The following is a 14,732-nucleotide window of genomic DNA, read 5'->3' on the forward strand; positions in this document are numbered from 1 at the left end:
GTCGTGACCGGTCTCGGCTCGCCGAGCTACGACGTGCATGCCGCCGGCGACCGCAACGACAACTACTATCTCTGGGGCGCCATGGGGGGTGCTGCGCTGATCGGCCTCGGGCTTGCCCAGGCCCAACCCGACAAGCGGGTCATGGTGATCACCGGAGATGGCGAACAGCTGATGGCGTTCGGTTCGCTGGCGACGATCTCGGTGGCGCGGCCGAAAAATCTCGACCTGATCGTGCTCGACAATCAGCATTTCGGCGAGACCGGCATGCAGTCCAGCCATACCGGCAAGGGCATTGGTTTCGACAAGGTCGCGGCCGCTTGCGGTTTTTCGAAGACCGCCGAGCTGCGTACGCTGGAGGAGGTCGACATGCTCTGTGGAGAACTTCGGCGCCCGGCCGACGGTCCGCGCCTTTTCGTGCTGAAAATCACCGCCGAGAACCTGCCGCGCTCGCTGCCGCCGCGCGACGCGGTCGAGGTCAAGAACCGTTTTCGCGCCCATCTGGGCTTTGCCACCTGTTGAGGACCGATATGGCGCTGGTTAGTTTCCAGAACACGGTCGGCGGTCGGTTGCAATCGACAGCCGATACATTCGAGAGCCATGATCCGTTCACCGGCAGGCCCTGGGCGCTGATCCCGCGTGGAGGAGCGAGCCAGGTGGACGCCGCCGTGGCGTCCGCGAAGGCAGCATTCCGGTCGAAGGAATGGGCCGGCATCACGCCGACCGCGCGGGGCAAGCTGCTCGTGCGGCTGGCCGATCTGATCGCCGAGAACGTAGATCGTATTGCCGCCATCGAGACGCGCGACAATGGCAAGCTGCTCACCGAAATGACGGCACAGCTGCGCTATATCCCGGAATGGTTCCGCTATTTCGGCGGTCTTGCCGACAAGATCGAAGGGTCGGTGCTGCCGATCGACAAGGCTGGCATGTTCGCTTTCACCCGCCACGAGCCGCTGGGTGTCATTGCAGCGATCGTGCCCTGGAATTCGCCGCTTTTACTTCTGACATGGAAGCTCGCGCCGCTGCTGGCGGCAGGCAACACTGTCGTCATCAAACCGTCGGAACACGCCTCGGCCTCGACGTTGGAGTTCGTGAAACTGTTTGCGCGGGCAGGCTTCCCGCCCGGCGTGGTCAACACCGTTACCGGCATGCCGCTTGATGTCGGCGCGCCACTCGTCTCTCATCCCGACGTCGCCAAGATCGCCTTCACTGGTGGTGAGCCTGGCGGGATCGCGGTCTATCGGGCGGCTGCCGAACAGCTAAAGACCGTCACGCTGGAGCTCGGCGGCAAATCGGCCAACATCGTCTTCGACGACGCCGATATCGAGAGCGCGGTCAACGGCGCGATCTCAGGCATCTTCGCGGCCAGCGGCCAGACCTGCATCGCGGGTTCGCGGCTGCTGGTGCATCGCAAAATCCACGACCGGTTCGTGGAAGGCGTCATAACGCTGGCGGCCAGCGCTCGATTGGGCAATCCGGCGCTGCAAGAGACGCAGGTCGGGCCGATCACCACGCAAGCCCAGCGCGAGAAGGTGCTGTCCTATCTCGGCATCGCGCGCCGCGAGGGTGCGCTTTGCGTGCTGGGCGGCGGCAAGCCGGCCTCGGGTGAATTGGCCGAGGGCTGGTTCGTCGAGCCCACCATCTTCACCGGCGTGAACAACACCATGCGGATCGCGCGTGAGGAGGTGTTCGGGCCGATCCTGTCCGTCATCCCCTTTGACGACGAGGACGAGGCCTTCGCCATTGCCAATGACAGCCCCTATGGGCTGGCGGCGGGAATATGGACCAGCGACATGGGCAGGGCGCTGCGCGGCGCGGCCGCGATGGAAGCGGGGATGGTCTGGATCAATTCATACCGTGCCGTCTCCTACATGGCGCCCTTCGGCGGCTACAAGAGGAGCGGTATCGGGCGCGAAAGCGGGCAGGACGCCATCAATTCCTATCTGCAGACCAAGACGGTGTGGATAGACACCGCCGGCAAGACCGCCAATCCCTTCGTTATCCGCTAGGCTAGGCTTCGGTGGGAGAATCCCCATTCCTAGCCAAGCTCGGCCCATGCTCCCTGAGACGGTGGCCGACTTACAAATGATCGAAGGATTGGACATGAGACAGGCAGGCAAGGTGGTGGTTGTCACAGGCGCGGCGCGCGGCATCGGACGCGCTTGCGCGGAACGCTTTTTGGCCGAAGGCGCGAAGCTCGTGCTCGGCGACATCGATGCCGTGGAGTTAAAAAAATGTGCCGCTGAAATCGGTACCACCGACAGCGTCCTGGCGGTCGTCACGGATGTCAGCAAGAAGGACCAGGTCGATGGGCTGATTGCAGCGGCGGTGGCGAAGTTCGGCCGTGTCGACATCATGGTCAACAATGCCGGCATCGCTCCGGTCCAGGACTTTCTCGACATCACAGAGGCGGACTACGACAGGGTTCTCGCCGTCAATCTGAAGGGCGCGTTCATGGGCACCCAGGCCGCAGCCCGCCAGATGATCGCGCAGGGTGGAGGCGGCGTCATCATTAACATGTCGTCGATCAATTCGGGCCTCGCCAACCCGCGTGTCGCCACCTACGCGATCTCCAAGGGCGGCATGAACCAGGTCACCAGCACCGCCGCCGTCGCCTTCGCTCCCCATGGCATCCGCGTGGTCGGTGTCGGCCCGGGCACCATCGCCACGGACATGGTCATGGACGGGACATTCATCGATTCGGAAGAAATGAGACGGGCAGTCCTTTCGCGTACACCGCTCGGGCGCCTCGGCACGGCAGCCGAGATCGCCTCGGTCGTGGCATTCCTGGCCAGCGACGACGCTTCCTACATCACCGGCGAGACGATCTACCCCGACGGGGGGCGCCGCGTTCTGAACTATACGGTCCCGATCAAGGAGTGAGAAGAATGGGGAGTGACGACATGGGCAATTTCGACAAGCTGCATCACATCTGCATCGTCGTGCACGATATCGACAAGGCGCAGGCCTATTATGACTCCATCGGCATCGGGCCATGGGAGTCCTATCCGCCGCTGGCCGAATACGAAGAACTCCAGGTCCCAAGCCCCGAGGGTTTCAAGGCGATGCAATACCGGATTTGCAACTTGCCGAACGTTCAGCTGCAACTGTGCGAGCCGAACGGCGATCCTTCACCGCAGCGGATTCATCTCAATGGCAAGGGTGAAGGCGTCTTCCATATCGGCTTCGAGGTTCGTGATGCGGATGCAGCCGAGGCCAAGGCGCAGGACGACGGGCTTCCCGTGCTGATGCGCGGGCGCCGGGAAAACCGCACCGGCTTCACCTATTACGATACGGCCGACAAGGCGGGCGTGATCCTGCTGACCCGGGCGACCAATCTGCCCGGCAAATGATCTTCGCGCGAAGGATTGGGGCTGGACAAGGAGACGGGGCGACTGATCAGCTGCCCCGCAATTCCTCAAGCCGGTCGACCAGGAATTTGCCGCTGGTGATGATATGCATTTCCAAAAGGCCGACGGCGCGCAGCGTATCCTTGGCTTCGCACAGGTCGATGAGTTGCCAGTGGTCGCGGTCGGACTGTGCCTGGATCTCGGTGAGCGTCACCATCATGCGCGTGTAGCGTTCCAGCTGCTGATAGATGCGCCCGACCAGTTCGATCGTCGCCTTGCGGCCGGACGGCGCGTAGAGCGCGGCGTGGAAGTTCCAGTTGAGCTGGTTCGAATACTCGCCGGTCTTGCCCTGCTCCTGGTGCTGCTTTGCACGCTCGCGGGCCAGCGCGAGGTCGGCCTCCGTCATCCTTGGAATGGCGAGGGCCAGTAGCCATGTTTCGATCCGGGCCCGCAATTCGTAGAGCTCGAGGATCTCGTCCAGGGAAATGGAGGTGACGACGGCGCCCTTGTGGGAAACCAGCGTGACGAAGCCTTCCGAATGAAGCTGATGCAGCGCCTCTCGCACCGGAATTCGGCTGACGCCGAACTCGGTGGCCAGATGCTCCTGCCGCAGCTGAAAGTTGGCCTCGTATTCGCCGATCAGGATCTTCTGCCTGATGGCATCGGCGACCTGGGTCGAGATGGTTTTCTTCTGTACGAGCATGAATCAGCCTGAGGCGGCCGCCGTGTTTGTTGACTGGCGCCGTGTTGATTGAAGAAGTGGACGCATAGCACCGTTGTCACCGCGATGCCATGTCGCCCGTTTCGCTTCAGTAGACATGTTCCTCGATAGGTTGATTGCCAGCGATCCGTTCGTAGCGGAAGGCCGACAGGTCGACAGAGCGGTACTCGCCATAGGCAATGAGATCACTGACGCCCGACCCGGTCGCCGCTGCATGCATCATGCCGTGGCCGCTGAAGCCGGTAGCCAGGACAAAGTTCGAAACCTCGGGATGCCGGCCGATGATGCCGCTGTGGTCGAAGGTGTTGTATTCGTAGAGCCCCGCCCAGGCGCGCAGCATGCGCAATTGCTCAAACCCGGGCACGCGATGGGCGAGCGCCGGCCAGATCAACTCGTCGAACAGGTCGTAATCCACATCCAGGCCAAAATCGTCCGGCTCGTTCTCGCGCACCGGCGGAATACCGCACAGGAAGAGCTGGCCTTCCGGCCGCAGCCAGAAGCCGCTCGTGTCGAAGACGAAGGGGCAGTTTTCGATCGTTGCCGGCGTTTCGAAGACGAAGACGCAGCGCTTGCTCGGGACAACCGGCAGTTCGGCGCCGGCCATCCTGGCGATGCCCGCGCTCCACGGTCCGGCCGCGTTGATCACCGTGCCGGCGGCAAGCCGGTCGCCATTGTCGAGCACCACTTCGCCGACCTTTTGGGGAGACGCCATGGTCAGTCCGGTCACCGTCGCGGCAAGATAGTCCACGCCCTGCGTGCGCGCCTTGCGGCGAAAGGCCTGCATCAGGCCGGGGCCGTCGAACCAGCCTTCGCTGCCAAGGCCGAGCGAGCCAAGGGCGAGATCGTCCGTGTTGAGCCACGGGAAGCGTCGTGCCAGATCGACCTGCTCGATCAGTTCGGCGTCGACGCCCATGCCGCGCTGAACGCGGTTCTTGGCACGCTGCGCGTCTGCCCGCTCGGGTGTCGCCAGCACGAGGTAACCGGGCTCATGCAGGCCGATGTCGGCCAACTCGTCGCCGATGGCAAGCCGCGTCTTTACCTGGCGCAGGAAGTCGATGCTGAACTTCGACATGGCAATGTTGGGCGCCGTGCCGAACTGCTGGCGGATGGCGCTGGTCGACAAGGAAGACGAGGAGGCCGTGTAGTAGGGGTCCCGCTCGATCACCGCAATACTGCCATCGAAATCCGGATTGGCTGACAGGAAATAGGCGATCGAGCTGCCGACAACGCCGCCGCCGACGATCACCACATCATAGTTCGTGCCCATTCCAATCGTGTTCCCTATCTCGAATGTCATACGCGGCGATGAAGGATTGGATACTTTCCTCTATCGACCCACCACTGGAATGAGACATAACCCGGTCTTCGATGCAGAAAAAGGGGTTTGACGCGAAAATCAGAATACATTATCCAATTTTCACCAGATATCACCTGCCCGGCAACGTCGCGGCAGCCATGACGAGGATTTCCCGTGGGCCTCATCGCTCCCCGTCTTGACGTCATCAAGCCAAGCCCCAGCATGGCGGTCACCGCGCGGGCAATCGAAATGCGCTCGGCCGGCATCGACGTCATCAGCCTGAGCGCCGGCGAGCCGGATTTTCCAACGCCTCCGCACATCGTCGAGGCGGCCTACGAGGCGATGCGCAGGGGTGAAACGCGCTATACGGCGGTCGACGGCACCGCCGCGCTGAAGAAGGCGGTGGCCGGGAAATTCAGGCGCGAGAACGGCCTCGATTACAAGCCTTCGCAAATCAGCGTCGCGGGTGGCGCAAAGCAGATCATCTACAACGCCCTGCTGGCAACGCTGGCCCCCGGTGACGAGGTGGTCGTCCCCGCGCCCTATTGGGTTTCCTACACCGACATCGTCCTGCTCGGCGAAGGCAAGCCCGTGGTCGTTCCTTGCACGGAGGCGCAGGGCTTCAAACTGACACCGCAAGCCCTGCGAGCCGCGATCACCGGGCGCACCAAATGGCTGCTGCTCAACACGCCTTCCAATCCGACTGGCGCCGTCTACAGCCCCGACGAACTTGCCGGCCTGGCCGGGGTGTTGCTCGATCACCCGCATGTGCACGTTCTGACCGACGACATCTACGAGCATATCCTGTTCGATGGACGTACCTTCCATACCATCGCCGGCGTCGAGCCGAGGCTGAAGGACCGTACGCTGACAGTGAATGGCGTGTCGAAGGCCTATGCCATGACCGGCTGGCGGATCGGCTATGCCGGCGGGCCGGAACCGCTGATCCGCGCCATGGCCACCGTGCAGAGCCAAAGCACGTCGAACCCGTCATCCATCTCGCAGGCCGCGACCATTGCCGCACTGGAAGGTCCCCAGGACTTTCTTCGCCCTCGGGCGCTCGAATTCCAGGCTCGGCGCGACCGCGCTCTGGAGCTGCTGCGCAAGATTCCCGGCCTTACCTGCCAGACGCCCGAGGGCGCCTTCTATCTCTATCCCAATTGCTCGGCCCTGATCGGCCGTCGTCGCCCCGACGGCACTCCCATCGGCAGCGACGATGATTTCTCGCTTTACCTGCTCGATCAGGCGCGGGTCGCGGTGGTGCAGGGCTCTGCCTACGGGCTGTCGCCGCATTTCCGCATTTCCATAGCCACGTCGATGGATCTGATCGAAAAAGCGATCGGGCGAATCGCCAAGGCTGTCGAAGCGCTGCGATAGGGTCGGCGATGGATCTCGACTTCGTCCAGAAGCTGATCGAATTTGTCTCGCGTTCGCCCATTGCCGAACTGGAGATCGAGCGCAATGGCGTTCGCATCCGCATGTCCAGGCAGATGGCGCCGGCGCAATCCGCGTCGCAAGCGCAATCTGCGTCGCAGTCGGGGCCAGCCGCCGTCCCTGCCGTCTTCACAAATCCGGCTTCGACATCTCCGCCCATCGCACGCTATTCGATCCGCGCGCCGCTGACGGGCGTGTTCTACCGCTCCGGCACCGAAGGTGAACCGCCGCTCGCTTCGGTTGGCGATATGGTCGTGGAAGGGCAGAAGGTTGGTGTCCTCGAAGCCATGAAGACGTTCAATGTCGTGGAATCCGATCGCGCTGGGCGGATCGTCCAGATCGCGTTCGACGACCATGCCGCGGTGCAGTCCGGCGATGTGCTGTTCGTTCTCGAAGATTTGGGCTGAGGCGATGTTCGACACCGTCCTTATCGCCAATCGTGGTGAAATCGCGCTGCGCATCCTGCGCGCCTGCCGCGACCTCGGATTGAAGACGGTGGCGGCGCACTCGGAAGCGGATGCGAGCCTTCGACATGTCGCGCTGGCGGACAGGGCGATCTGCATCGGACCGGCGGCCGCGACGGAGAGCTATCTCAACATCGCCGAGATCATCGCGGCCGCGCAACTTACCGGCGCCGGCGCGATCCATCCGGGCTATGGTTTCCTCTCGGAAAACGCCGCCTTCGCCGAGGCTGTTGAGAATGCCGGTCTCATCTTCATCGGGCCGTCCGCGGCGGCGATCCGCACCATGGGCGACAAGGTCTCCGCCAAGCGCACGATGATCGCCGCCGGCGTGCCCTGCGTTGCAGGGTCGGAGGGGGCGCTGCCGCAGGACGAGCAAGCAGTGCGCGCCATTGCCGAGGCCATCGGCTATCCGGTCATCGTCAAGGCAGCGGGCGGCGGCGGCGGGCGCGGCATGCGCATCGTGCGCGAGCAGCACGCCCTGATGGAAGCCGTTTCAATGGCGGTGAAAGAGGCGGACCGGGCGTTCGGCAACCCGCAAGTCTATCTGGAAAAATTCCTCGAGCATCCGCGCCATATCGAGATCCAGATTCTGGCGGACAAGCATGGCAGGGCGGTCTGGCTCGGCGAGCGGGATTGCTCCATGCAGCGCCGCCACCAGAAGATCATCGAGGAGGCGCCGGCGCCCGGCATCGCCCGCGAGGCGGTTGCCGAGATCGGCGAGCTGTGTGCCCAGGCATGCCTGACCATCGGCTATACAGGCGCGGGCACATTCGAATTCCTCTACGAGGACGGGCGCTTCTCTTTCATCGAGATGAACACCCGCGTGCAGGTGGAGCATCCCGTCACGGAACTTGTCACCGGCATCGATATCGTGCGCGAGCAGATCCGCATCGCCCGGGGCGAACCCCTGTCGTTCAGCCAGGAAGACATCCGCATCCAGGGCCACGCCGTCGAATGCCGCATCAACGCTGAAGATCCATACAGCTTTCGCCCGCATCCGGGCCGGGTCGAGCGCTGGACGCCGCCCGGAGGTCCCGGAATCCGCGTCGAATCGCATCTCTACTCCGGCTACACCGTCCCGCCGCACTACGATTCATTGGTGGCCAAGCTGCTGGCGCATGGCGTGACGCGAGCCGAGGCGATCCGGCGCATGAGCGGCGCGCTGGGCGAGATGGAGGCTGTCGGCATCGCCACCAACGCGCCGCTGCACGGCCTCCTGATGGACGAGCCCGGCTTCGCTGCCGGCGGCTTCGATATCCATCATCTCGAACGTCTCATTGAAGGCGGTCTGCTCCAGGGACGAGGCGGCGATGACGATTGAGGAGATCGAAAGGCTGGCCGCCTGGTGCGCTAGCGCCGGCATCGGCGAGATCGAAGTGTCGGAGGCCGGCTTTTCGTTGCGCCTGCACATGCAATCCGTTGTTGCCTCGACACCCCTGGCCGAAGCCCCGAAGGCCGAAACGGCCTTCAAGGGCGTGCGCGCGCCCGGCGTCGGCGTGTTCCGTCTCGATCACCCGACGACCGGTCGCCCGATCGCCGAACCTGGCCAGACGGTTCGCAAGGGCGAGACGGTCGGCGTCCTGCAGGTCGGCCAATGCCTGAAGGCAATCGTTGCGCCGGCAGACGGTGTGCTGGGTGCAGCGCTGATCGAGGACGGAGCGGTCGTCGGCTACGGCACGCCGCTCTACGGGCTGGTGTGAAGCAAGGCGATGGTTCGAACCACTGAGGAAAGCGCCATGGCGGCCCAAGGATTGCAGGTCGATATCAATTCCGACATGGGCGAGGGTTTTGGAGCCTACAGGCTCGGCGACGATGCGGCGATCCTCGACATCGTCAGTTCCGCCAATGTGGCCTGCGGCTTTCACGCCGGCGACCCCGAGATCATGGCGGCCACGTTCTCGATGGCGCGCGACAAGGGCGTTGCTGTTGGCGCGCATCCGAGCTTCGCCGATCTGTGGGGGTTCGGACGCCGCATCATTCCGCATTCCATGGATGAGATCGAAAGGCTGGTCGCCTACCAGATCGGCGCGGCGCAGGCGCTTTCCGCCTATGCCGGCCACCCGATCCGCTACGTCAAGGCGCATGGCGCGCTAGGCAATCTTACCCAGACCGATCGTGGCGTCGCCGAAGCGGTGACGCGCGCGGTCAAGGCCGTCGATCCCGGCCTGATCTGCCTGGCCATTGCGCTCGGCTTCCAGGACAGGATCGCGCGCGACGCGGGCCTGACGGTCAGGTCCGAAATCTTTGCCGACCGCGCCTATACGGAGGAAGGCTTTCTTGTCTCGCGCAAGCTGGAAGGCGCTGTCATCCACGACGCCGAGAAGGCGGCAGAACGGGTCGTGCGGATGGTCAAGCAAGGCGCCATCGAGACGCTTTCCGGGCAGATGCTGCAGACGCCGATCGATTCGATCTGCGTCCACAGCGACACGCCGGCAGCCGTCGCCATCGCCGCGCGCGTTCGGCGACGGCTGGAGGCGAGCGGCGTCAGGGTCAGAGCGTTCGCGGCCTGAGCACGGCCGCGTCCGTTTCAGAACCAGACGTCGCTGAGGCGATGCCCGCGTGGATAAGGGTCCGTCGGGTCGAGGCCATATTGGCCGATGCTGGTGATCCAGGCTTGTCCGGCGATGGTGACCACGACAGCGTCGCGATCGCCGAGGCGCGTATTGGCGATCACGCGGGAATCGAAATGGGTCCCGATGATCGATCTGTTACGGAACAGCTCGCCCTTGACGATCTGCCCCTTTGCCGACATCACCGCCAGCCGCCCGGTGGTGCCGGTGCCTGTCGGTGAGCGGTCGAGCCTGCCATGCAGGCACACCGTGCCGTTGACGCTTTCCACGCGCCCGTCGACGCGCTCGATCGGACCTTCGAAAATCACGTTGGACACGTCGCGGATCTTCGGGTTCTCCGGATGCACGACCTTGAGCTGTTCGTTGACCGCCTTCTTGATGCGTTGGCCCATCAGCGACATCTGGTGGGCCTCGTCGGGTGTTATGGAAAAGCCGAGTGCGCGCGCATTGACATGGGCGAAAGTCATGCCGCCATAGGAGGTGTCGACGGTGATCGTGCCGAGCCCTTCCACCTCGACATGCGTGTCGAGGTGGAGTGCAAAAGCCGGTACATTGGTGAACTCCACCTGCTTCACCTTGCCGTTCTCGCAGAGACAGCGCACCTCGATCATGCCGGCCGGCGCTTCCATGCGCAGCAATGTCTCAGGCTCCTTCATCGGCACCATGCCCGTCTCCAGCGCCACTGTGGCGACGCAGATGGTGTTTGAGCCGGACATGGGCGGGTATTCCGTGCTTTCAATTATGACGTAGCCGAGATCCGCCGAGGGATCGCAAGGCGGCAGGATGATGTTGCCGTTGACGTAGGGCGCACCGCGCGGCTCGAACAAGAGCAGCCCACGAATGTCGTCCATATGCGCTTCGAGATACTCCTTCTTTTCGAACATGGTCTTGCCCGGAACGTCCTTGACGCCTCCGGTGATCACATTGCCGACTTCGCCCTCGGCATGGCAGCCGACGACCGTGAATGTTTTCGTCCAGCGCATTTTTCTCCTCCTGTGATTGGTCTTGGCCCTGGCGATACCGATTCAGACCGCGTCGAGCCCCCGTTCGAGAAAACGATCGAGTTGTTCCATTTCCTGGTGCGATAGGACGATACCGTCGCGCTCCGACGTCTCGCGGGCTAGGAACCGCCTTTGCGAGGGCAGGCGCGCACCCTGGCCCAAGATCGCCTCGAACAGCGCTTCAGCACGGCCCAGCGGATTGCCGGGCCGGCCGGCGGCGAAGGCTTTCGGCGAGAAAGCGATGACCAACTCTCCGTGCGACGGATAAAGCGTCGTGGTGCCAAGCAGCTCGAGCGCCTCGGGGCTGGTCAGGTCGCCGATCATGATCCCGGCGAGCAGTTCGATCATCGTCGCGATGGCCGAGCCCTTGTGCCCGCCGAAGGGAAGCATGGCGCCCGCCAGGGCAGCTTCGGGGTCCGTCGTTGGCCTGCCGTCAGAATCCATGGCCCAGCCTTCCGGCAGCTTCTTGCCTGCCCGGCGGTGGAGCTCGATCTCGCCGCGCGCGGCAACCGAGGTCGCGAAGTCGAAAACGTAGGGAGGCTGCTCTTCTCGCGGCCAGCCAAAGGCAAAAGGATTGGTGCCCAGCAATGGTCCGTTGCCACCGGTCGGAGCGACGGTGGCATAGCTCGGGCACATGGCCAGGCCGGTCAGGCCTGCCTGTGTCAAAGCTTCGACCTCCACCGAAAGGGCGGAAAAATGCACCGCATCGTTGATCGCGAGTGCGGCAATGCCGCACGACCGTGCCCGCTCGATCAGCACCGGCAGACCCAATTCGAAGGCTGGGTTGGCGAAACCATGCTTCGCATCCACTTTGACGAGGGCGGGAGCGTCTTGAGGCAACAACTCGGGCACCGCGTGTGGGCTCACCTTTCCGGCCTTGATCGTCCGCAGGGCGCCTTCGATCCGGTAGATGCCATGCGACTTGCAGGCATCGCGTTCCGCCGCGACGATGACCCTTGTAATGGCGCTGGCCTGAATGGGGTTCAGTCCGGCCTTGCGGAAAATTGCATCGACGCGCTCATGCAGGGCATCGGTGGTGATCGTGGTGTTGGTCATTTCTGGCCTTCGGGCTTGGCTGCGCGCAAACGCTGCCTTTAAAAATCCAGACCACCGGCAAAGGCTCTTAGATCCTGTGCAAGCAAAGCGGGCTGCTCGAGGGCTGCGAAATGACCACCGCGCGGCATCGCTGTCCACTGGCGGATGTCCTTGAAGACGCGCTCGACCCAACTCCTTGGCGGCATCGGCAGCTCTTTGGGGAACAAAGCCACTGCAAGCGGGACGTTGATCGCCGTGCCGGGCGCGAATGCAAGCGGACGGGCGCGCGTTTCCCAATAGAGCCGCATCGACGAAGCGACGGTCCGGGTGAACCAGTAGAGCGAGATGTTGGCGAGCATGTCGTCGCGCGAAAAAGCGGCGTTGGCCAGATCGCCATCGCAATCGCTCCAGTCGCGGAACTTCTCGATCATCCAGGCCGCCAGTCCGACCGGCGAATCCGTCAGCCCGTAGGCAAGCGTTTGCGGGCGCGTCGCTTGAATATGAGCATAGGCGCCATGAAGATCCGCCCATCCGGCTTTCCGTTCCAGGAAGGCGCGTTCTTCCAAGCTCAGGTCGCCATCCGGGCCTGGATCGTGAGGAGGTGAGTATGAGCCGGGGACGAAGTTCAGATGCACGCCGGCGAGACTGCCTGGATGCGCGTGCGCCAGACAGGTCGACACGCTGGCGCCCAGATCCCCGCCCTGGGCGAGATATCGCTCATAGCCTAGACGGCTCATCAACTCGGCCCAAAGATCGGCGACGGTGAACAGGTTGAGGCCAGGCCTGGTCGGCCGGCTCGAAAAGCCATAGCCGGGAATCGACGGGGCCACGACGTTGAAGGCGTCCTCCAGTCTTCCGCCATGCGAAAGCGGATCGGTCAGAAGCGGGATCAGCCTGTGAAATTCGAAGACGCTGCCTGGCCAGCCATGGGTGAGTATGACCGTTCTGTTGGTCGCCACAGCGGCGCGCGCATGGATGAAATGGATGGTTTCGCCGCCGATATCCGTCTGGTAGTGCGGATGGATGTTCCAGGCGGCTTCCTGCTTGCGCCAGTCGAAGCCGGTGCGCCAGTGCTGCATAAGTCGGCGCAGTTCCTCGTGCTCCGTTCCCTGCGCCCAGCCTATCGCCTGCAACTGGTCCGGCTCGCGCCAGGTCGAGATGCGCTTCTTCAAATCGTCGATTTCAGACTGGGCAATCTCGATGGTGAAGGGGCGAATTTTCATGGAGTCCTCTGCTCGCCGGCCATAAGGTTTCGGGCGGCGATAAAGTCGTGACTTTGCTGCCGGTTCGCGCGAAGCGCTTCCGTCGACGCTTTTATCGAGACCGCTGAGAAACGCAGGCGCGCGCCGACCGGCGCTTGCGCCAGCCGCCAGAGGTCGGCTTCGATCACCGTAGCGATCTTCGGATAGCCGCCGCAAGTGTTGGCATCGGCAAGTTGGATGATCGGTTGGCCGGACGGCGGCACCTGGACTGTGCCTGGTACGATGCCGTGCGAGAGCAATTCGAGCGGTGAGAGGAGCGAAAGCGTCTCTCCAGCAAGGCGATATCCCATACGGTTGGCGTCGTCGGTGATGCGCCATTCGCTGCCGGTGAAAGCCGCCTGGGCCTCCGGCGTGAAGGCGTCGAACTCGGCGGCCGGCAGAACCCGCAATTCGATTGCCGAGGCCAAGGCGTCCGCCGCGCCTCGTCGCTCCTCCAGCGCTGCGCCGATGCCGCCCGCGGGAAGGCGGCATTGCGCAGGTTTGAGCGCAAGCCGGTCACCGCGCGACAGGCCGCGTCCAGCGAACCCGCCGAAACCGCCTTTCACATCCGTCGCGCGCGACCCCATGACGGGCGGCAGATCGATCCCGCCGGCAAAGGCGATGTAGGAACGAGCACCGGCGCGCGGCGCCTCGAGGACAAGGGTCTCGCCTGCGCGGATCGTCATGGCCCACCAGGGCGGGCAGGGCCGGTCGCCGATGCTGACGGCGCAATCAGCGCCGGTGATGGCGACGGCGGTGTCGATATGCGCGCGCAGCCGGAACGGATGAAGCGTGACCTCGATCCCGGCGGCCGAAGGATCATTGCCCAGCATGAGATTGGCGATCGCCAGTGCCTGCTTGTCCATGGCGCCGCCATGGCTGACCCCCAGCGCCAGATGACCGGGCCGGCCGAGATCCTGGACCGTGTTCGGCAGGCCGGTGGTGAGGATCTCGATCATGCCTCGATCCCTGCAATTGCGAAGCGAATCTTGTCTCCGGGCCTGAGCAGCACGGGCAATTCCGCTTCGGCCTTGAAGAGCTTCACGTCGGTATGGCCGATGATGTGCCAGCCGGACGGCGCGGTCATCGGCATGATACCCGCCTGCGCGCCACCAATGATGACGGCGCCCTCGGTAACTTTGAGGCGAGGCGTGCTGCGCCTTGCCCAGGCAAGCCGCGGGTCGAGACCGGACAGATAGGGAAAACCCGGCATGGCGCCGATGGCGGCGACGGTGTAGCGGGCCGCCGCGTGGCGCCTGACGGTCTCGTCGACAGACAGGCCGCAATGCGCGGCCCAGCCGGTGAGATCCTCGCCGCGCGCGCCGCCGTAGTGAACGGGAATCGTATGATGCGTGCCGGTCACCGGGTGGGCATCGGTGGCGGACCAGAGCGACATCAGTTGATCTCCGACGCTGTGGGCGTCTGTGGCGAGCGGGTCAAACACCACCAGCAGGTTGTTCATGCCGGGAACGGCCTCGCGCACCCCTTCGAGGCTCAGCGCGGCATTCGCTACCGCCCAGACCAGTTCCTGGGTGGCATCGTTGAAAGCCCCCTGCGTTCCATCGAGCAGCAGCGCGCCCGATCCCGCAAGGCTGATGTGGGGCGTACCGACAACCATGGGC

The 14,732-nt window shown here is 63.8% G+C and carries 16 protein-coding genes; 9 read left to right on the forward strand and 7 right to left on the reverse strand.

The window, feature by feature from the left end:
- From EN964_RS00175 to EN964_RS00190, 4 genes are all read left to right on the forward strand, one after another.
- Positions 1 to 519 (forward strand): thiamine pyrophosphate-dependent enzyme (locus tag EN964_RS00175; protein ID WP_127276105.1); only part of this gene is annotated, 519 nt, incomplete at its 5' end.
- Positions 520 to 527: 8 nt separating this feature from the next.
- A complete protein-coding gene (locus EN964_RS00180) occupies positions 528 to 2,006 on the forward strand; it encodes an aldehyde dehydrogenase (protein ID WP_127267889.1) in 1,479 nt (492 codons plus the stop codon).
- A 94-nt stretch (positions 2,007 to 2,100) separates the two neighbouring features.
- Positions 2,101 to 2,880 (forward strand): SDR family NAD(P)-dependent oxidoreductase, encoded by a 780-nt coding sequence (locus tag EN964_RS00185; protein ID WP_127267888.1) that lies wholly within the window; start codon positions 2,101 to 2,103, stop codon positions 2,878 to 2,880.
- A 5-nt stretch (positions 2,881 to 2,885) separates the two neighbouring features.
- A complete protein-coding gene (locus EN964_RS00190; RefSeq protein ID WP_245465939.1) occupies positions 2,886 to 3,350 on the forward strand; it encodes a VOC family protein in 465 nt (154 codons plus the stop codon).
- Positions 3,351 to 3,396: 46 nt separating this feature from the next.
- Here the strand turns inward: EN964_RS00190 and EN964_RS00195 are convergent, their stop codons facing one another.
- Positions 3,397 to 4,050, reverse strand: coding sequence for a GntR family transcriptional regulator (locus EN964_RS00195; RefSeq protein ID WP_023809526.1), 654 nt, complete (start codon positions 4,048 to 4,050; stop codon positions 3,397 to 3,399).
- A 106-nt stretch (positions 4,051 to 4,156) separates the two neighbouring features.
- Positions 4,157 to 5,335: an FAD-binding oxidoreductase gene (locus EN964_RS00200; protein ID WP_127269417.1), complete on the reverse strand. Its 1,179-nt coding sequence runs from the start codon at positions 5,333 to 5,335 to the stop codon at positions 4,157 to 4,159.
- 204 nt (positions 5,336 to 5,539) lie between these two features.
- On the opposite strand from EN964_RS00200, the gene EN964_RS00205 reads away from it, so the two are divergent.
- From EN964_RS00205 to EN964_RS00225, 5 genes are read left to right on the forward strand one after another with little or no spacing between them, the layout of a single operon-like run.
- On the forward strand, positions 5,540 to 6,742 hold the full coding sequence (locus tag EN964_RS00205; RefSeq protein ID WP_127269418.1) for a pyridoxal phosphate-dependent aminotransferase: 1,203 nt from the start codon (positions 5,540 to 5,542) through the stop codon (positions 6,740 to 6,742).
- Between the two features lie 8 nt (positions 6,743 to 6,750).
- Positions 6,751 to 7,206: an acetyl-CoA carboxylase biotin carboxyl carrier protein subunit gene (locus EN964_RS00210; RefSeq protein ID WP_127269419.1), complete on the forward strand. Its 456-nt coding sequence runs from the start codon at positions 6,751 to 6,753 to the stop codon at positions 7,204 to 7,206.
- 4 nt (positions 7,207 to 7,210) lie between these two features.
- Entirely contained in the window at positions 7,211 to 8,584 is a 1,374-nt protein-coding gene (gene accC, locus EN964_RS00215; RefSeq protein ID WP_127269420.1) for an acetyl-CoA carboxylase biotin carboxylase subunit, read from the forward strand.
- Positions 8,574 to 8,963: a biotin/lipoyl-containing protein gene (locus EN964_RS00220; protein WP_127272578.1), complete on the forward strand. Its 390-nt coding sequence runs from the start codon at positions 8,574 to 8,576 to the stop codon at positions 8,961 to 8,963. The genes accC and EN964_RS00220 overlap by 11 nt, the downstream gene beginning before the upstream one ends.
- Before the next feature lie 36 nt (positions 8,964 to 8,999).
- Entirely contained in the window at positions 9,000 to 9,773 is a 774-nt protein-coding gene (locus EN964_RS00225; protein WP_127266699.1) for a LamB/YcsF family protein, read from the forward strand.
- Between the two features lie 17 nt (positions 9,774 to 9,790).
- Here EN964_RS00225 and EN964_RS00230 read toward each other — a convergent pair whose 3' ends face one another.
- The 5 genes from EN964_RS00230 to pxpB are packed head-to-tail and all read right to left on the reverse strand — an operon-like array spanning position 9,791 to position 14,728.
- Positions 9,791 to 10,816 carry a proline racemase family protein gene (locus EN964_RS00230; protein WP_127266698.1) on the reverse strand — a complete coding sequence of 342 codons (1,026 nt, stop codon included), beginning with the start codon at positions 10,814 to 10,816 and terminating at the stop codon, positions 9,791 to 9,793.
- A 42-nt stretch (positions 10,817 to 10,858) separates the two neighbouring features.
- Positions 10,859 to 11,890 carry an Ldh family oxidoreductase gene (locus tag EN964_RS00235; RefSeq protein ID WP_127266704.1) on the reverse strand — a complete coding sequence of 344 codons (1,032 nt, stop codon included), beginning with the start codon at positions 11,888 to 11,890 and terminating at the stop codon, positions 10,859 to 10,861.
- Positions 11,891 to 11,928: 38 nt separating this feature from the next.
- On the reverse strand, positions 11,929 to 13,092 hold the full coding sequence (locus EN964_RS00240; protein WP_127266697.1) for an epoxide hydrolase family protein: 1,164 nt from the start codon (positions 13,090 to 13,092) through the stop codon (positions 11,929 to 11,931).
- Positions 13,089 to 14,069, reverse strand: a complete 981-nt coding sequence (locus EN964_RS00245; protein WP_127266696.1) for a biotin-dependent carboxyltransferase family protein — start codon at positions 14,067 to 14,069, stop codon at positions 13,089 to 13,091. The genes EN964_RS00240 and EN964_RS00245 overlap by 4 nt, the downstream gene beginning before the upstream one ends.
- Positions 14,066 to 14,728: a 5-oxoprolinase subunit PxpB gene (gene pxpB, locus EN964_RS00250; RefSeq protein WP_127266695.1), complete on the reverse strand. Its 663-nt coding sequence runs from the start codon at positions 14,726 to 14,728 to the stop codon at positions 14,066 to 14,068. Before pxpB ends, EN964_RS00245 begins: the two co-directional genes overlap by 4 nt.
- Positions 14,729 to 14,732 lie beyond the last annotated feature (4 nt).

The sequence above is a fragment of the Mesorhizobium sp. M7A.F.Ca.CA.001.10.2.1 genome (genome assembly GCF_003998575.1).
Taxonomy (GTDB): domain Bacteria; phylum Pseudomonadota; class Alphaproteobacteria; order Rhizobiales; family Rhizobiaceae; genus Mesorhizobium.